This is a genomic window from Actinomadura coerulea, from assembly GCF_014208105.1.
Lineage (GTDB): Bacteria > Actinomycetota > Actinomycetes > Streptosporangiales > Streptosporangiaceae > Spirillospora > Spirillospora coerulea.
Map to the genome: position 1 here is coordinate 918,048 of NZ_JACHMQ010000001.1, position 17,434 is coordinate 935,481.

Below are 17,434 nucleotides of genomic sequence, written 5' to 3' on the forward strand. Positions count from 1 at the left end.
TCCTCTGCTGTGTCGGTGCCGGGCGGGCTCAGGCGGTGACCTTCTGGCGGACGGCCTCCACCGAGTCGGCGATGATCTCCAGGCCGGTGGCCAGCTCGGACTCGGTCGTGGTGAGCGGCGGCAGCAGCTTGACGACCTCGCCCTCGGGGCCGGAGGTCTCCATCAGCAGCCCGCGGGCGAACGCCTCGCCGCACACCTGCGTCGCCGCCTCCGGGTCCTTCATCACCAGGCCCCACGCCAGGCCGCGGCCGCGGACGGTGCCGATGGCGCCGGCGTGCGCGATCGCGATCTCGTTCAGCGCCGCCTGGACCTGCTGCCCCTTGGCGAGGGTCTGCTTCTCGAAGTCGTCGCCGGTCCAGTAGTCCTCCAGCGCGGCGACGGCGGTGACGAACGCGGGGTTGAAGCCGCGGAAGGTGCCGTTGTGCTCGCCCGGCTCCCACACGTCCAGCTCGCGCTTCATCAGCGTGACCGCGAAGGGCAGCCCGTAGCCGCTCAGGGACTTGGACAGGCAGACGATGTCCGGGGTGATCCCGGCCTCCTCGAAGCTGAAGAACGGCCCCGTGCGGCCGCACCCCATCTGCACGTCGTCGACGATGAGCAGGATGTCCTGCCGGTGGCACAGGTCCTGCAGGCCGCGCAGCCACTCGGCGGTGGCCACGTTGATGCCGCCCTCGCCCTGCACGGTCTCCACGATGACGGCGGCGGGCTTGTCGAGGCCGCTGCCGCTGTCGTCCAGCATCGTCTCGAAGAGCAGGAAGTCGGGCGTCCTGCCGTCGAGGTAGTTGTCGTAGGGCATCGCCACGCCGTGCCCGAGCGGCACGCCCGCGCCGGTGCGCTTCATCGAGTTGCCGGTGACGGCGAGCGCGCCGAGCGTCATCCCGTGGAAGGCGTTGGTGAAGCTGACGATGGTCTCCCGGCCGGTGTACTTGCGCGCCAGCTTCAGCGCCGCCTCGACCGCGTTGTTCCCCGCGGGGCCGGGGAACTGGACCTTGTAGTCGAGGTCGCGGGGCGCCAGGACGTACTCGTTGAAGCGTTCCAGGAACTCCCGCTTGGCCGTGGTGTACATGTCGAGCCCGTGCACGACCGCGTCACTGGCGAGGTAGTCCATCAGCCGGCGTTTCAGCTCCGGGTTGTTGTGCCCGTAGTTGAGGGTTCCGGCGCCGGCGAAGAAATCGAGGTAGCGCTTGCCGTTCTCGTCGGTCATGTGGCTGCCCTGCGCGGTGGTGAACACCGTCGGCCAGCTTCTGCAGTAGCCGCGGACTTCCGATTCCATGCGGTCGAAAACGTCCATGTCTGCCTCCAGGCAGGGTCGGAGAGGAGCGGATGAGGGCGTGGAGCGTAGGTCAGTTCGCGGCGGCGATCGGGCCGATCCTGAAGAGCACCTCGGGCTCGTGTCCCCCCTCGGGGAAGTGCTCCGCGGCGAACAGCGGGCTGCGGGCGAGCTCGCACCCGCGTGCCCTGGCGAAGGATTCGAACATGGCGGTGGACGCGGCGTTGTCCGGCGTGACCGTGGCCTCCATGTACCGCAGCCCGCGGGGGCCGAGGCGGTCGGCCAGGCTGTCGAGCATGCGGCGGGCGAGGCCCTGGCCGCGGTGGTCGCGGTCGACCGCGACCTGCCACACGAAGAACGTGTCCGGACGGGACGGGCGGACGTAACCGGTGATGAAGCCGCACGGGCCCGCGCCGTCACGCGCCACGACGGAAGTGTCCGCGAAATCGCGGCACCAGAGCGTGTAGCTGTACGGCGAGTTGACGTCCAGCACCCGTGAGTCCCGGGCGAGCCGCCAAAGTGCGGGTCCGTCGGCGAGGCTCGGCTCCTGGAGTTGCACTTCCGCGTTCGTCTCGTTCTTCCCGGGGCGTCGGGTCGGTGATTCCAGGGGTTGCGCTGCCATGTCCAGGCAATTTAGCGAATCTCGCGCGGTGATCGCAGATAGATGTTATCGACGAGATGTTTAGCCCGGCCGCGGGTGGGTATGATTGAAGGCTTTCGCGATTCGGGTGCAATTCGGGCGGTCTTCTTGCGGGCCGCGATCCGCTTTTCCCCGGTATACGCAGGAGGTACTTCCGGGTGCGCCGGAGATGTTGCCGGCATGCTTCCTGAATGCGACCTTAACGTTTCGCCGCGTGGTCGGGAGCGCTTTTTGGTATCGGTTGTGTGAGGTAAGTCACACAGACCGGGTGTCAACGGGGCGGGTGCGGCGGGCGTCACTCCGCATCACGGGAGGTCGTGCCGGGCGCGGGCGGGGTGGGGCGGTTGTGGGTCCAAGCGCTCCACGAGGCCGTCTGTACTGCCCCCTGGGGGCAGGTGTGCTGTCCAAAGGGGTAAGGCTCGGCTTGCTAACGGGTTAGAGAATGTGGATTTTGGTCCGCTTCCGGGTGGCGGGGGCCGGGCGGGCGAACCGGACCCCGACCCGGTTACGGACAGGTTGAAGCTCGATGTCGGCCAGGCCGATTCAGATCCGGCCGCCCACCGCTCGATGACGCGATGCTATCAAGCGGTGACGAAGGGTCACGTCTTCCCGGCGAAGCGGTCGGTCGCCTCGATCAGACGGTGCAGGATCCCCGGCTCACTGTAGGCGTGCCCCGCGTCGTCGACGATGTGGAAGTCCGCCTCGGGCCACGCGCGGTGCAGGTCCCACGCCGTCGCGACCGGCGTGCACACGTCGTAGCGGCCCTGCACGATCACGGCGGGGATGTGGCGGATCCTGTCCACGTCCCGGATCAGCTGGTCCTCCTCCAGGAAACCCTCGTTGCTGAAGTAGTGGTTCTCGATGCGGGCGAACGCCACGGCGTACTCCGGCTCGCCGAAGCCGCCCGCCATCTCCGGGTCCGGCCGCAGGGTGAGCGTCGAGCCCTCCCACGTCGCCCACGCCTTCGCGGCCGTGATCCGCACCTGCGGGTCCGGCGACTCGAGCCGCTCGCGGAACGCCGAGATGAGGTCCTCGCGCTCGTCCTCGGGGATCGGCTCGACGTACTTCTCCCACAGGTCGGGGAAGATCAGCGACGCGCCCTCCTGGTAGAACCAGTACAGCTCGAACGGCCGCAGGGTGAAGATGCCGCGCAGCACCAGCTCGGTCACCCGGTCGGGGTGCGTCTGCGCGTACGCCAGCGACAGGGCGCTGCCCCAGCTCCCGCCGAACACGAGCCAGCGCTCGATGCCGAGGTGCTCGCGGAGGCGCTCCATGTCGGCCACCAGGTTCCAGGTGGTGTTGCTCTCCAGCGACACCTCCGGGTCCTTCGCGTGCGGCAGGCTGCGGCCGCAGTTGCGCTGGTCGAACAGGACGATCCGGTACGCCTCCGGGTCGAACTGCCGGCGGTGCGCGGGGCTGCACCCGCCGCCCGGCCCGCCGTGCAGCATCACCGCGGGCTTGCCGTCCGGGTTCCCGCAGACCTCCCAGTAGATACGGTTTCCGTCGCCGACGTCGAGCAGCCCGGAGTCGTAGGGCTCGATCGGCGGGTACAGCGTGCGAAGCTCCATGGTGCGCGATTGTTCCATCCGGCCCGCGCCCGGGCCGGATGTGACCCACGGCACCTCGCGGACGGGCCGCGCGGAGGGCGATCAGGGGTCCTGCGTGCGCGAACGCCGGGCGGGTGGCGAGAGGGCAAACCCCAAACTGGGCAAACGTTCCGCTGGTCGGGACTAGAGTGCTCCTAGTGAGCGAAGCGAGGAGCCACAGGGCCGGCAGCGGAGCGAGCGAGATGTGCACAACGACCCCCGCGAACGCGGCCGCGCGCCGCCGGGCGAGGAGACACGTGAGCGAAGTGACGAGCCGTCGGGCCGGGAACGCTGCGAGCAGGGCGAGCGGCGTGCCGCCGGTCGGTCCGCTCCCGTCCGGGAGGCGAGGAGACCGGTGAGCGAGCTGAACGGATCCGGCGGTTCCCGAGGAGTCCCCGACGCGGCGACTCCCTGGCCCGCCATGGGACGCGACCCGGGCGGGCAGCAGTCGCTGCCGTCCGCCCAGCAGCCCATCCAGATGTCCAAGCCCGCGCAGCCGGGTCAGGCCGCGCAGCAGGGCCGCCACGGGCAGACGGGGGAGATCGTGCGCCCCGACGTCGAGCAGGCCGAGGCCCAGCCCTGGGACATCGTCGAGCGCCTCCGCCAGATGGCCGACCTCATCGGCGACGCGCTCGCCGCCGGCGAGCGCAAGGTCAACGAGGCGCAGACCGAGACCGCGGCGCAGATCGCGGCCGTCCAGGCGGAGAAGGAGTCGGCGCAGCGCGACGCGGCCGCCGCCTGGGGCGAGGTGCAGCGCGCCCGCGGCCAGGCCGAGCAGGCCGACCGCCGCGCGGTGGAGGCCGAGCGCCGGGTCAACGAGGCGCAGGCCGAGACCGCGGCGCAGGTCGCGGCCGTCCAGGCGGAGAAGGAGTCGGCGCAGCGCGACGCGGCCGCCGCCTGGGGCGAGGTGCAGCGCGCCCGCGGCCAGGCCGAGCAGGCCGACCGCCGCGCCGTGGAGGCCGAGCGCCAGGTCGCCGACGCCGAGCGCCGCGCCGCCGAGGTGCAGAACGAGGCCGTCACGCAGATCGCGGCGCTCCAGACCGAGAAGGAGAACGCCCAGCGCGACGCGGCCGCCGCCTGGAACCAGGCCCAGCAGGGCCGCGTGCAGGCCGACCAGGCCCGCGGCCAGGCCGAGCAGGCGCGCGTCCAGGCCGACCAGGCCCGCGCGCAGGCCGAGCAGGCCCGCGCGCAGATGGAGCAGTTCCAGGCCCAGGCCGAGCAGGCCGAGCGGCGCGTGGTCGAGGCCGAGGCGACCGTCCGGCAGGCCATCCAGCAGCGCGACGCCATGAGCGAGGCCCGCGACGACGCCCTGCGCGCCGTCGAGGACGCCGTCGGCGGCCGCCGCGCCGCCGAGGCCGAGCGCGACCGCGTCGCCGAGCAGGCCGGGGAGCTGTCCCGCGCGCTGGAGACCGCGCACGCCGAGCTGGCGGGGCTGCGCGCCAAGGTCACCGACGCCGAGATGACCGCGCAGAACCTGCAGCACGCCGTCGTCGCGGCGGGCAAGGAGGCCGACGAGTCCCGTCGCCGCGCCGAGGTCGCCGAGCGCCGCGCACAGGAGAACGAGCGCCGCGCACAGGACTCCGAGCGTCGCGCCCAGGAGGCCGAGCGTCGCGTGCAGGACGCCGAGCGGCGGATGCAGGACGCCGAGCGCCGCGCCCAGGAGGCCGCCGGCCGGGCCGACGTCGCCGAGGGCGAGCGGCAGCAGGCGCTCGACACGGCCGCCCAGTCGCTGGAGGCCGCCAAGAAGGCCGAGCGGGAGCGCGACGGCAACGCCAAGGCGCGCGAGGCGGCCGAGCGGGCCCGTGAGGGGGCCGTCCAGGCGCAGGCGCGCGCCGAGTCCGAGCTCACCCTGGCCCGAGGCCGCGCCGACCAGGCCGGCCGCGAGCGCGACCAGACCGTCGCGGCGATGCGGCAGCTGGCCGCCGAGCGCGACGCCGTCGCCGAGAAGCTCGCCGAGCGCGACCAGTGGGTCGACCAGCTCGCGCAGGCCGTCACGGAGCAGCGCGCCCAGATCGCCGAACTGTCCCAGGAGCGCGACGCCGCCCGGCAGGCCGCCGACCAGGCCCGCTCGCTGATCGACGAGCTGACCCGCCAGCTACGCACCATCATGCCCACCGCCGCCACCCCCCGCCTCTAAGGCGGGGGCGCCCCGCCCCAACAGACGGCGCGCCCACCAAAGGCGACGAGGCGCCACCGCCCGTGACGCCCACGCCCACAAGTGAGGCGAGGCACCCCCAGACGTGGGTGGCCTCAGCGGCCCCGACCGCCCAGCGGCAGTGACGGTCACGCCGGCGGACGTGGCGAGGGGCGGATGGGGGTGTCGCCGGACGGGGCGGCCGGGATCCTGCCGCCGTGGCTGCCACGCCGGGGGATGAGGCGATCGCGTCACCGAAGGGCGCGCCACCGCGTCGACGGACGCGCCGACCGATGGGGCCGGCGCGCTGACATCGGCCGGCGGCGCAACCACGCGACGACCGGAAGGTTGCGATCGCGTCCGAAGGCAGGGACGAGCGAAGAAGTCCCTGATCGCGCAGCGAGCCGCCAGGCGAGACGGAGCGATGCCGGCGATCGCCGCGTTTCTCGACGATGGAGGCCCCCCGGGCCGAAGGAGGAGAGAAATGCAATAAGCTAGAACCCCGTGGACAGTGCGGTACCGTCCGCCTCGTAACGACCACGGGAGCGCCTTCTTGCCTTCGGCAACCACGGGTAGGTCACGTCCTACCAAGCATCTCTTCGTCACCGGCGGTGTCGCCTCAAGCCTCGGCAAGGGTCTGACGGCGTCGAGCCTCGGGCGGCTTCTCGCCCTCCGCGGCCTCCGGGTCACCATGCAGAAACTCGACCCCTACCTCAACGTCGACCCCGGCACGATGAACCCGTTCCAGCACGGCGAGGTCTTCGTCACCGACGACGGCGCCGAGACCGACCTGGACATCGGCCACTACGAACGGTTCCTCGACACCGAACTGCACGGGTCGGCGAACGTCACCACCGGCCAGGTCTACTCCAACGTGATCGCCAAGGAGCGGCGCGGGGAGTACCTCGGCGACACCGTGCAGGTGATCCCGCACATCACCAACGAGATCAAGGACCGGATCCGCGGGATGGCCGACGACGGCGACGTCGACATCGTCATCACCGAGGTGGGAGGGACGGTCGGCGACATCGAGTCGCTGCCGTTCCTGGAGTCGGTCCGGCAGATCCGGCACGAGATCGGCCGGGAGAACTGCTTCTTCCTGCACGTGTCGCTGCTGCCCTACATCGGCCCGTCCGGTGAGCTGAAGACCAAGCCGACGCAGCACTCGGTCGCCGCGCTGCGCTCCATCGGCATCCAGCCCGACGCGATCGTGTGCCGGTCGGACCGGCCGATCACCGACGGGCTCAAGCACAAGATCAGCCTGATGTGCGACGTCGACCGCGAGGCCGTGGTGTCCGCGGTGGACGCCGCGAGCATCTACGACATCCCGAAGGTGCTGCACTCCGAGGGCCTGGACGCCTACGTGGTGCGCCGCCTGGACCTGCCGTTCCGCGACGTCGACTGGGGCGCCTGGGACGAGTTGCTGCGCCGCGTCCACAAGCCCGCCCGCGAGGTCACGATCGCGCTGGTCGGCAAGTACATCGACCTGCCCGACGCGTACCTGTCGGTCACGGAGGCGCTGCGGCACGGCGGGTTCGGCAACGACGCCAAGGTGCACATCCGCTGGGTGAAGAGCGACGACTGCGAGACGCCGGAGGGCGCCAAGCGGGAGCTGGACGGCGTCGACGGCGTCCTCGTCCCCGGCGGTTTCGGCGTCCGCGGCATCGAGGGCAAGCTCGGCGCCATCCGCCACGCCCGCGAGAACCGCGTCCCGCTGCTCGGGATCTGCCTCGGGTTGCAGTGCATGGTCATCGAGGCCGCGCGGACCCTCGGCGGGCTCGCCGACGCCGGCAGCTCCGAGTTCGACGCCACCACGGCCCACCCGGTGGTCGCCACCATGGCCGACCAGCTCGACGTCGTCGCCGGGGAGCGGGACATGGGCGGCACGATGCGGCTCGGGCTCTACCCGGCCGACCTGGCCGACGGGTCGGTCGTCCGGGAGCTGTACGGGGAGGCGAAGGTGTCCGAGCGGCACCGGCACCGCTACGAGGTCAACAACTCCTACCGCGACCGGCTGGAGCGGGCCGGGCTGCGGTTCTCGGGCCTGTCGCCCGACGGCCGCCTGGTCGAGTACGTCGAGCTGCCCCGCGAGCAGCACCCGTTCTTCGTCGGGACCCAGGCGCACCCGGAGTTCCGGTCCCGCCCGACCCGCCCGCATCCGCTGTTCACCGGCCTGGTGTCGGCCGCCCTCGCCTACGCGGAGGCCCGCGCGGACGAGGGGGCCGCCACGTGAGCGGCGAGGAGCTGGGCCCGGACGACGTCCGCGACGGTCCCGACCGCTGGAAGGTCGTGGAGTCCTCCACGCCCTTCCACGGGCGCGTCTTCAAGGTCCGCAGCGACCGGGTCGAGATGCCGCGCGGCGACGGCACCGAGGCCGTGACGCGCGACGTCATCGAGCACACCGGCTCGGTCGGCGTCATCGCCGTCGACGACCGCGACCGGGTGCTGCTGCTGCGGCAGTACCGGCACCCGGTGGCGCGGCGGCTGTGGGAGGCGCCCGCCGGGCTGCGGGACGTGGAGGGCGAGCCCCTGCACAAGCTCGCCGAGCGGGAGCTGCTGGAGGAGGCCGGGTACCGCGCCGAGCGCTGGGACACCCTGATCGACGTGTTCCCCTCGCCCGGCATGGCCGACGAGCGCATCCGGATCTTCCTGGCGCGCGGCCTCACCGAGGTCCCGGCCGACCAGATCGACTTCGAGCGCGTCCACGAGGAGGCCGACATGCCGGTCGTGTGGGTGCCGCTGGAGGAGGCGGTCCGCAAGGTGTTCGCCGGTGAGCTGCACAACATGATCGCGTGCATGGGGATCCTCGCGGTGCGCGCCGCACGCGACTCGGGTTTCGCGGGCCTGCGCCCCGTCGACGCGCCGGAGGACTGAGCCGGATGAGGCCCCCCTCCGGTCGCCGGAGGGGGCATGATGGGCGGGTCCCCGGAGCCCACGGCCGGAAGAGGTGCCGCCCTGTCCCCGAGCCCGTCCTCCCGGAGCACCGAGAGGCGCCCCGCAGGCGACGCCGGCGCGGGGTCCGCGCTCGACTCGGCCGTGCGCGCCTACCTGGGGCACCTGGCCGTCGAGCGCGGGCTCGCCGCCAACACGCTCAGCTCCTACCGCCGCGACCTGCGCCGCTACGCGCGGGTGCAGGCGGGGCGGGGCCGGGAGGCGGTCGGGGAGATCGCCGAGGAGGACGTCCGCGCGTTCCTGGCGGGGCTGCGCGAGGGCGACGGGGACCATCCGCCGCTGTCGGCGGGTTCGGCGGCGCGGGCGCTGGTGGCGGTCCGGGGGCTGCACCGGTTCGCGCTGCGCGAGGGCCTCGCCGCCGGTGACCCGGCCCACGACGTCAAGCCGCCCACGCCGCCGCGCCGGCTGCCGAAGGCGATCTCGCTGGAGGACGTCGAGCGGCTGCTGGCCGCGGCGGCGGGCCCGTCCGGCGACCCCGGCACCGCGCGCGGCCTGCGCGACCGCGCGCTGCTGGAGCTGCTCTACGGGTCGGGCGCGCGCATCTCCGAGGCCGTCGGCCTGGACGTCGACGACCTCGACCTGCGGGACGGGTTCGCCCGCGTGGCCGGCAAGGGGGGCAAGGCGCGGGTCGTGCCCATCGGCGACTACGCCCGCGAGGCCGTGGACGCCTACCTGGTGCGGGCCCGCCCGGAGCTGGCCGGGGCCGGGCGGGGCGGTCCGGCGCTGTTCCTGAACGCGCGCGGCGGCCGGCTGTCGCGGCAGGGCGCGTGGATGGTGCTGCGCGCCGCCGCCGACCGGGCGCAGCTGTCGGAGGTGTCCCCGCACACGCTGCGGCACTCGTTCGCCACACACCTGCTGGACGGCGGAGCCGACGTCCGAGTCGTCCAGGAGCTGCTGGGGCACGCCTCGGTCACCACGACCCAGGTCTACACGCTCGTCACCGTCCAGTTGCTGCGCGAGGTCTACGCGACCTCGCATCCGAGGGCGCGGAACTGACCCGCCCCGAGGGCGCAACGGACACGCATGAAGGGACGAATCGGGCTATCCGGCACATCGACAAATCGCGACGTTCGTTGCGCGTCGGCTTGAGCGACGGGGTCGACGGCCCTAGAGTCCCCGTTCTGGATGGCATTTCCAGGCCGCCGGGGAGGGATCTGGTGACCAGCACTAACAGTGCGGATGGAGTCCTCTCCTCCGCCACCATAGAGACCGACCCGAGCCGAGCCCTCGGGCCCACTCAGCGACCCGTGCCGGTGTTCCCGGAGCCGGAGCCGCTGGCCGAGCACGGGCCCGCGCGGATCGTGGCCGTGTGCAACCAGAAGGGCGGCGTCGGCAAGACCACCACGACGATCAACCTGGGCGCCGCGCTCGCCGAGTACGGCCGCCGCGTCCTGCTCGTCGACTTCGACCCGCAGGGCGCCCTGTCGGTGGGCCTCGGAAAGGGAGACCCGCGCCAGCTCGAGGTGACGATCCACAACCTGCTGCTCGAACGCGACACCGAGTGGGAGGACGTCGTCATCGAGACCGGCGTCGACGGGATGGACCTGCTGCCGAGCAACATCGACCTGTCCGGCGCCGAGGTCCAGCTCGTCCACGAGGTCGGCCGCGAGTACATCCTGCAGGGCGCGCTGAAGTCGGCGGTCGACCACTACGACTACATCCTCATCGACTGCCAGCCCTCGCTCGGCCTGCTCACGGTGAACGCGCTGGCCGCCAGCGAGGGCGTGCTGATCCCGCTGGAGTGCGAGTACTTCGCGATGCGCGGCGTCGCGCTGCTGATGGAGACGATCGAGAAGGTGCAGGGCCGGATCAACCCGGGCCTGGTGATCGACGGCGTCCTCGGCACGATGTACGACTCGCGGACGCTGCACACCCGGGAGGTCCTCGGGCGCATCGTCGAGGCGTTCGGCGACAAGGTGTTCCACACCGTGATCAACCGGACGGTGCGGTTCCCCGACGCCACCGTCGCGGGAGAGCCGATCACCTTCTTCGACCCCAGCTCGATGGGCGCGAACGCCTACCGCAGCCTGGCCCGGGAGGTCCTCCTCCGGTGGGCCGAGTTCGAGTGAGGCCGCCCGGCCGCCGCTGACCCCGAGGGAGCGCACCATGGGCCACCCCCCGCCCGCGCCGTACGGGCCGCCGCCCGGCGCCCTCCCGCCGCCCCCGCCCTCCCGGGGGCGGGGCCCGCTGGTCATCGTGCTGATCGCTGTGACCGCCGTGGTGCTGGTCGCGGTCTGCGGCCTCGGGGCCTATCTGGTCCTGCGCGAGGACGGCGGCTCCTCGGCCGCCGCCTCGTCCGGCCCGGTCGACCTGCGCGTGCCGCTGACGTTCCGGCTCGTGGCGAGCGTGTCCGCTCCGCCGTGCGCGGGCGGCGCCGTCACCGTCGCGGGCGCCTCCGAGTGCTACACGCTGGGTCCGGACGCCCTGGCGGTGCGCCGGCTGGAGAAGGTCGAGGCCGTCCCGCCCGACCCGGCGCGCGGCAGCCCCGGATGGTCCGTCGCGCTGACGCTGACCTCGGCGGACACGCCCCGCTTCGCCGAGCTGACCCGCGGGGCCGCCGCGGCCTTCGCCGCCCGGGAGCCCGGCGGGCGGATGGCGATGCTCGTCGGAGGGGCCCTCGTGTCGGAGCCCGCGCAGGTGATGCAGGCCATCACCGGCGGCGAAGTGGAGATCAACGGGCCGGCCGCCACCTTCACCCGCGCCTACGCGGAAGGCGTCGTCCGGCGGATGACGGGGCGGTAGCGCCGCCCGCGGCCGCGTCACCGCCGGTGACCGCGGCTGGTGCGAGCGCGCGCCGGGGCATGGGACGATGGGGCCGGTGAGCACAGCGCACGAGGAGCTCTCCGCTACCGTGAGCGACGTGGACGCGACGTCGCCCGAGCCGGGGCGCGAGACCGAGGAGGAGCAGGGGTTCCGCGTCCGCCTGGACAACTTCGAGGGCCCCTTCGACCTGCTGCTCGGGCTGATCTCCAAGCACAAGCTCGACATCACCGAGGTGTCGCTGCACAAGGTCACCGACGACTTCATCGCCCACATCCGCTCGCACGGCGCGGAGTGGGACCTCGACCAGGCCAGCCACTTCCTGCTGGTCGCCGCGACCCTGCTCGACCTCAAGGCCGCGCGGCTGCTGCCGTCCGGCGAGGTCGACGACGAGGAGGACCTGGCGCTGCTGGAGGCCCGCGACCTGCTGTTCGCGCGGCTGCTGCAGTACCGGGCGTACAAGGAGGTCGCGCGGGTGATCGCCGCGCGGGTCGCCGACGCGAGCCGCCGGTTCCCGCGCCTGGTCCCGATGGAGCCGAAGTTCGCGGGCCTGCTGCCGGAGGTGCTGCTCGGCCTCGGCCCGCAGGAGTTCGCCCGGCTCGCCGCCAAGGCGCTCGCGCCGAAGGCGCCGCCGTCGGTGTCGGTCGAGCACATGTACCAGCCGAAGGCCAGCGTCAAGGAGCAGGCCGCGATCGTCGTGGAGCTGCTCCGCAAGCTGCGCCGGACCACGTTCCGCGTCCTGGCGGCCGACGCCGAGGGCACCTACGAGGTGGTCGCCCGGTTCCTGGCCCTGCTGGAGCTGTACCGGGAGCAGGCGGTCACGTTCGAGCAGCACGAGCCCCTCGGTGAGCTCCACGTCACCTGGACCGGCGCCGACGACGGCGACGTGGAGGTCGGCGACGACTACGAGGGCGCCCCGGGGAAGGACCCCGCGGAGGGCGCCGCCGGCGACGCCGCCGCACCCGACGAGAAGAGCCGGAAGGACGAGAAAGACGATGAGTGAGGAATCCGGCGCGGACGCGCCGGAGCTTCCGGGGCTTCGCGCCTCGATCGAGGCGATCCTGCTCGTGGTGGACGAGCCGGTCACCGAGATGACGCTCGCGCAGCTGCTGGAGCGGCCCCGCGGCGAGGTCGCCGGGACGCTGCGGGAGCTGGCCGCGGAATACACCGAGCAGGGCCGGGGGTTCGATCTCAGGGAGGTCGCCGGCGGCTGGCGGTTCTACACCCGGGACGTCTGCGCCCCGGTGGTGGAGCGGTTCGTCACCGACGGGCAGCAGGCGCGGCTCACCCAGGCCGCCCTGGAGACGCTCGCCGTCGTCGCCTACCGGCAGCCGGTGAGCCGGGCCCGCGTGTCGGCGATCCGCGGCGTCAACAGCGACGGCGTCATGCGGACGCTGACCCTGCGCGGCCTCATCGAGGACGCCGGGCAGGACCCTGAGTCGCAGGCCCACCTCTACCGGACCACCGGGTACTTCCTGGAGAGGCTGGGGCTGCGCGACCTCGACGAGCTGCCCGAGCTCGCCCCCTACCTTCCCGATGACCTTCCAGACGAGATAGTTGAGGACGCGTGAGCGAGAACGAGGGCGTACGCCTGCAGAAGGTCCTGGCCGAGGCCGGGATCGGCAGCCGCCGCCACTGCGAGGAGCTGATCGGCGAGGGCCGCGTCACCGTCAACGGGCACAAGGTGTTCCGCTTCGGTGAGCGCGTCGACCCGCGGAGCGCCGTCATCCATGTGGACGGCAAGCGGGTCGAGACCCGGTCCGAGATGCGCTACTACGCCATCAACAAGCCGCGCGGCGTGGTGTCGACCATGGCGGACGAGCGGGGCCGCAAGTCCTTGGCCGACTACGTGGAGGTGCCCGAGCGGCTGTTCCACGTCGGGCGGCTCGACACCGACACCGAGGGCCTGATCCTGCTCACCAACGACGGTGAGCTGTCGCACCGGCTGACCCACCCTTCCTACGGGGTGTTCAAGACCTACCTGGCGGAGATCCACGGTCCGATCCCGCGCGACCTGGGCAAGCGGCTCAGGGCCGGGGTCACCCTGGACGACGGACCCGCGAAGGCCGACAAGTTCCGCATCTTCGACCAGGTCGGCCGGCGCGTGCTGGTCGAGATCACCCTGCACGAGGGGCGCAAGCACATCGTCCGGCGGCTGCTGAAGGAGGTCGGCTTCCCCGTCCAGCAGCTCGCCCGCGTCGAGTTCGGGCCGATCAAGCTGGGCCAGCTGAAGCCGGGCGGCATGCGGGCGCTCACCGTCCACGAGGTCGGCGAGCTGTACAAGGCCGTGGGGCTGTAGAGGCGCCGCACACGGCGGGTACGACCGGACACGACGAGGACACGGGACACGACGAGGGGATACGACTGTGACGGTACGCGCGGTCCGTGGCGCGACGCAGATCGACGCGGACGACCGGGACCAGATCCTGGAGGCGACGACCGAGCTCGTCTCCGAGGTCATGGCCCGCAACGAGCTGACCACCGACGACGTCATCAGCGTCATCTTCACGGTGACCCCGGACCTGACGGCCGAGTTCCCGGCGCTCGCCGCCCGCAAGCTCGGGTTCCACGAGGTGCCGCTGCTGTGCGCCACCGAGATCGGCGTCCCCGGCGCGCTGCCGCGGGTCATCCGGCTGATGGCGCACATCGCGACGGACCGTCCCCGCTCCGACGTCCAGCACGTGTACCTGCGCGGCGCCACGGCGCTCCGGCTGGACATCGCACAGTAGGGTTTCGGACGTGAGCGAGGACGTGGTGGCGCGGCGGATCGTCGTGGTCGGGACGGGCCTGATCGGGACGTCGATCGCCCTGGCGATGCGGGAGCGCGGCGCCGAGGTGCTGCTGACCGACCGGGACCCGGCGGCCCTGGCCCTGGCCGTGGAGCTGGGCGCGGGCGAGGCGCTGCCGGACGGGGCGCGGCGGGAGCCCGCCGACCTGGCGGTCCTCGCGGTGCCGCCGGCGGCGGTGGCGGTGACGTTGCTGGACGCGCAGAAGCGCGGTCTGGCGACCGCCTACACCGACGTGGCCAGCGTGAAGGCGCTGCCGCTGGCCCAGGCGGCCGAGCTCGGCTGCGACCTGACCACGTTCGTGGCGGGCCACCCCCTCGCCGGGAGCGAGCGGTCCGGGCCGAGCGCGGCGCGGCCCGATCTGTTCCTCGGCCGCCCGTGGGCGCTGTGCGCGACGCCGGAGGCGACGCCGGAGACGGTCGAGGTCGTCACGGGCCTGGCGCAGGCGTGCGGCGCGATGCCGGTCCAGGTGGACGCCGCCGAGCACGACCGGGCCGTCGCGCTCGTCTCCCACGCCCCGCACGTGGTGTCGGCCGCGGTCGCCGCCCGCCTGACGGGCGCCGACGACGTGGCGCTCGGCCTGTCGGGGCAGGGCGTCCGGGACGTCACCCGGATCGCGGCGAGCGACCCCCGGCTGTGGATCGGGATCCTGTCGGCCAACTCCGCGCCCGTCGCCGACGTGCTTGAGGCCGTCGCCACCGATCTCGCGGTGGCGGCCTCGCTGCTGCGCGACGGCAGCGAGGAGGCCGCCACGCACGTCGCCGACCTGCTGCTGCGCGGGAACGCGGGCCGGTCCCGCATCCCCGGCAAGCACGGCGGCGACCAGCCCGCCTACGCGACGGTCCAGGTGGTCATCCCCGACCGGCCGGGAGAGCTGGCGATGATCTTCCAGGCGGCGGGGATCGCGGGGGTCAACATCGAGGATGTGACCATCGAGCACTCCCCGGGCCGGCCGCTCGGCGTCCTGGAGCTGTCGGTCGTCCCGGAGGCGGCCGAGCGGCTGGCGGAGGAGCTGCGCGCCCGCGGCTGGTCGGTGCCCGGCTAGGCCGCAGTGGTACCGGGAGGCCGGTAACCTGGGGCGCCGAATACTTGTTCCGGGGGACCTCCGCACGCCGGCGCGGCGACGCGCGCCGCCCGCTTCACGACGACAGAGAAGGAGCGATCGTGCCGCTCGTCATCGCCATGGACGGTCCGTCCGGGTCGGGGAAGTCCAGCGCGTCCAAGGGCGTCGCGCGGACGCTCGGGCTGCGCTACCTGGACACGGGCGCCATGTACCGCGCCATGACGTGGTGGATGCTGGAGAACGGCGTGCCGGTCGAGGACGGCGCCGCGGTCGCGGCCCGCGCGCAGGACCCGGTGATCGAGTCCGGCACCGACCCGGCGGCGCCGACGATCATGGTGGACGGGACGGACGTGTCCGGTCCGATCCGCACCCGCGCGGTGACGAACGCGGTCAGCGCCGTCAGCTCCGTCCCGGCGGTGCGCGCCCGGCTCGTGGAGCTCCAGCGCGAGATCATCGGGGCCGGCGGGATCGTGGTGGAGGGGCGCGACATCGGGACGGCCGTCGCGCCGGAGGCGCCGGTCAAGGTGTTCCTGACGGCGAGCGCCGAGGTCCGCGCGGCGCGCCGCGCCAAGGACCTGGCCGCCGACCCGGGCGCGTCGGTGACGGTCACGCGGGCCGAGCAGGAGCGGCGGGACCGGCTGGACTCGACGCGCAAGGCCTCGCCGCTGGCCAAGGCGGCGGGCGCGCACGAGATCGACTCGACCGGGCTGAGCCTGGACGAGGTCATCGAGGCGGTCGTCCGCCTCGCCAAAGAGCATGAGTGAGCGGGCGGCCTGACGGCTCCCGCCGGGGAATGTGACAGTGAGCGATTTCGAGATCGAAACGGTGGACGCCGTCGAGGACGTCGACCAGGACGTCGACCAGGACGCGGGCCTGGCGCCGGTCGTGGCCGTGGTGGGGCGGCCGAACGTCGGCAAGTCCACCCTGGTCAACCGGATCATCGGCCGCCGCGAGGCCGTCGTCGAGGACGTCCCGGGCGTGACCCGCGACCGGGTCGCCTACGACGCGACGTGGAGCGGGCGCCGGTTCACCGTCGTCGACACCGGCGGCTGGCTGCCGGACTCCTCCGGCCTGGCCGCGGCGATCGCCGAGCAGGCGCGGCTGGCGGTCGACCTGGCCGACGTGGTGATGTTCGTGGTGGACGCGACCGTGGGCGCCACGGACGTGGACGAGGCCGTGGTGGAGATCCTGCGCCGGTCCGGCAAGCCGGTGGTGCTGGTCGCCAACAAGGTCGACGGCGTGGGCGCCGAGTCCGACGCGGCGCTGCTGTGGTCGCTCGGCATCGGCGAGCCGCACCCGGTCAGCGCCCTGCACGGGCGCGGCAGCGGCGACCTGCTCGACGCGGTGCTGGACGCGCTGCCCGAGGAGCCTCCGGCGGAGACGTTCGGCGAGGCCGGGGGGCCGCGCCGGGTCGCGCTGCTCGGCCGCCCGAACGTCGGCAAGTCGAGCCTGCTCAACAAGCTGGCGGGGGAGACCCGCGCCGTCGTGGACTCGGTGGCGGGCACGACCCGCGACCCGGTCGACGAGCTGATCGAGCTGGGCGGTAAGACGTGGCGGTTCATCGACACCGCCGGGATCCGGCGCCGGCACCGCGAGAACCAGGGCGCCGACTTCTACGCGACGCTGCGCACGCGGTCGGCGCTGGAGCGCGCCGAGGTCGCGGTCGTGCTGGTGGACGCCGACCAGCCGCTCGCCGAGCAGGACCTGCGGATCATCTCCATGGTGATCGAGTCGGGCCGGTCGCTGGTCATCGCCTACAACAAGTGGGACCTGCTGGACGAGGAGCGCCGCCACTACCTCGAACGCGAGATCGACCGGCAGCTGCACAACGCGCGGTGGGCGCCGCGGGCGAACATCTCCGCCAAGACCGGCCGGCACATGGAGAAGCTGGTGCCGGCCATCGAGACGGCGCTGGAGGGCTGGGGCACCCGCGTCCCGACGTCCAAGCTGAACCAGTTCTTCGCCGACCTGGTGAACTCGCATCCGCACCCGGTGCGGGGCGGCAAGCAGCCGCGCGTGCTGTTCGCGACCCAGGCGGGGGTGCGGCCGCCGCGGTTCGTGCTGTTCACGTCGGGCTTCCTGGAGGAGGGCTACCGGCGGTTCATCGAGCGGCGGCTGCGGGAGGAGTTCGGGTTCGACGGGACGCCCCTCGACATCACGATGAAGATCCGCGAGAAGCGCGGCAAGGGCAGGAAGTAGCCGGAACGCCGCGCGCGGCCCGCCGGAGAGCTTCCCCCGCCGGG

Annotated in this window: 16 protein-coding genes; 13 read left to right on the top strand and 3 right to left on the bottom strand. The window is 72.9% G+C overall.

What is annotated here, in order from left to right; translation table 11 throughout:
* Nucleotides 1–28 precede the first annotated feature (28 nt).
* The 3 genes from ectB to pip all read right to left on the bottom strand — a co-directional run bounded on the left by ectB (nt 29) and on the right by pip (nt 3,478).
* Nucleotides 29–1,291, bottom strand: coding sequence for a diaminobutyrate--2-oxoglutarate transaminase (gene ectB / locus BKA00_RS04325; RefSeq protein ID WP_185023685.1), 1,263 nt, complete (start codon nt 1,289–1,291; stop codon nt 29–31).
* A 52-nt stretch (nt 1,292–1,343) separates the two neighbouring features.
* Complete coding sequence (gene ectA / locus BKA00_RS04330) at nt 1,344–1,892, bottom strand: diaminobutyrate acetyltransferase (RefSeq protein ID WP_185023686.1); 549 nt, start codon at nt 1,890–1,892, stop codon at nt 1,344–1,346.
* Nucleotides 1,893–2,509: 617 nt separating this feature from the next.
* Nucleotides 2,510–3,478: a prolyl aminopeptidase gene (gene pip / locus BKA00_RS04335; RefSeq protein ID WP_185023687.1), complete on the bottom strand. Its 969-nt coding sequence runs from the start codon at nt 3,476–3,478 to the stop codon at nt 2,510–2,512.
* Nucleotides 3,479–3,851: 373 nt separating this feature from the next.
* On the opposite strand from pip, the gene BKA00_RS04340 reads away from it, so the two are divergent.
* From BKA00_RS04340 to der, 13 genes are all read left to right on the top strand, one after another.
* Complete coding sequence (locus BKA00_RS04340) at nt 3,852–5,633, top strand: coiled-coil domain-containing protein (RefSeq protein ID WP_185023688.1); 1,782 nt, start codon at nt 3,852–3,854, stop codon at nt 5,631–5,633.
* Nucleotides 5,634–6,183: 550 nt separating this feature from the next.
* Nucleotides 6,184–7,863, top strand: coding sequence for a CTP synthase (locus tag BKA00_RS04345; RefSeq protein ID WP_185023689.1), 1,680 nt, complete (start codon nt 6,184–6,186; stop codon nt 7,861–7,863).
* A complete protein-coding gene (locus tag BKA00_RS04350; RefSeq protein WP_276530147.1) occupies nt 7,860–8,504 on the top strand; it encodes an NUDIX domain-containing protein in 645 nt (214 codons plus the stop codon). Before BKA00_RS04345 ends, BKA00_RS04350 begins: the two co-directional genes overlap by 4 nt.
* A gap of 36 nt (nt 8,505–8,540) precedes the next feature.
* Complete coding sequence (locus BKA00_RS04355) at nt 8,541–9,578, top strand: site-specific tyrosine recombinase XerD (protein ID WP_230298469.1); 1,038 nt, start codon at nt 8,541–8,543, stop codon at nt 9,576–9,578.
* Between the two features lie 206 nt (nt 9,579–9,784).
* A complete protein-coding gene (locus BKA00_RS04360) occupies nt 9,785–10,651 on the top strand; it encodes a ParA family protein (RefSeq protein WP_230298526.1) in 867 nt (288 codons plus the stop codon).
* 37 nt (nt 10,652–10,688) lie between these two features.
* The gene (locus tag BKA00_RS04365) at nt 10,689–11,324 is read left to right on the top strand and encodes a hypothetical protein (protein ID WP_185023691.1); all 636 of its coding nucleotides are present in this window, start codon (nt 10,689–10,691) and stop codon (nt 11,322–11,324) included.
* Between the two features lie 118 nt (nt 11,325–11,442).
* Entirely contained in the window at nt 11,443–12,345 is a 903-nt protein-coding gene (locus BKA00_RS04370) for a segregation and condensation protein A (RefSeq protein ID WP_230298525.1), read from the top strand.
* Nucleotides 12,338–12,913 (top strand): SMC-Scp complex subunit ScpB, encoded by a 576-nt coding sequence (scpB, locus tag BKA00_RS04375; protein WP_185023693.1) that lies wholly within the window; start codon nt 12,338–12,340, stop codon nt 12,911–12,913. Before BKA00_RS04370 ends, scpB begins: the two co-directional genes overlap by 8 nt.
* Entirely contained in the window at nt 12,910–13,641 is a 732-nt protein-coding gene (locus BKA00_RS04380) for a pseudouridine synthase (RefSeq protein WP_185023694.1), read from the top strand. The genes scpB and BKA00_RS04380 overlap by 4 nt, the downstream gene beginning before the upstream one ends.
* Before the next feature lie 67 nt (nt 13,642–13,708).
* Nucleotides 13,709–14,071 (top strand): chorismate mutase, encoded by a 363-nt coding sequence (gene aroH, locus BKA00_RS04385; protein WP_185023695.1) that lies wholly within the window; start codon nt 13,709–13,711, stop codon nt 14,069–14,071.
* A gap of 10 nt (nt 14,072–14,081) precedes the next feature.
* Entirely contained in the window at nt 14,082–15,173 is a 1,092-nt protein-coding gene (locus BKA00_RS04390) for a prephenate dehydrogenase (protein ID WP_230298468.1), read from the top strand.
* Between the two features lie 119 nt (nt 15,174–15,292).
* Nucleotides 15,293–15,955 (top strand): (d)CMP kinase, encoded by a 663-nt coding sequence (gene cmk / locus BKA00_RS04395; protein ID WP_230298467.1) that lies wholly within the window; start codon nt 15,293–15,295, stop codon nt 15,953–15,955.
* A 37-nt stretch (nt 15,956–15,992) separates the two neighbouring features.
* Nucleotides 15,993–17,390: a ribosome biogenesis GTPase Der gene (gene der / locus BKA00_RS04400; RefSeq protein WP_420829662.1), complete on the top strand. Its 1,398-nt coding sequence runs from the start codon at nt 15,993–15,995 to the stop codon at nt 17,388–17,390.
* Nucleotides 17,391–17,434: the final 44 nt, after the last annotated feature.

What these genes read in the sequence shown, in the direction of transcription:
- ectB (WP_185023685.1), bottom strand. Translation starts at nt 1,291, where the DNA reads ATGGACGTTTTCGACCGCATGGAATCGGAAGTCCGCGGCTACTGCAGA.
- ectA (WP_185023686.1), bottom strand. Translation starts at nt 1,892, where the DNA reads ATGGCAGCGCAACCCCTGGAATCACCGACCCGACGCCCCGGGAAGAAC.
- pip (WP_185023687.1), bottom strand. Translation starts at nt 3,478, where the DNA reads ATGGAGCTTCGCACGCTGTACCCGCCGATCGAGCCCTACGACTCCGGG.
- BKA00_RS04355 (WP_230298469.1), top strand. Translation starts at nt 8,541, where the DNA reads ATGATGGGCGGGTCCCCGGAGCCCACGGCCGGAAGAGGTGCCGCCCTG.
- BKA00_RS04365 (WP_185023691.1), top strand. Translation starts at nt 10,689, where the DNA reads ATGGGCCACCCCCCGCCCGCGCCGTACGGGCCGCCGCCCGGCGCCCTC.
- scpB (WP_185023693.1), top strand. Translation starts at nt 12,338, where the DNA reads ATGAGTGAGGAATCCGGCGCGGACGCGCCGGAGCTTCCGGGGCTTCGC.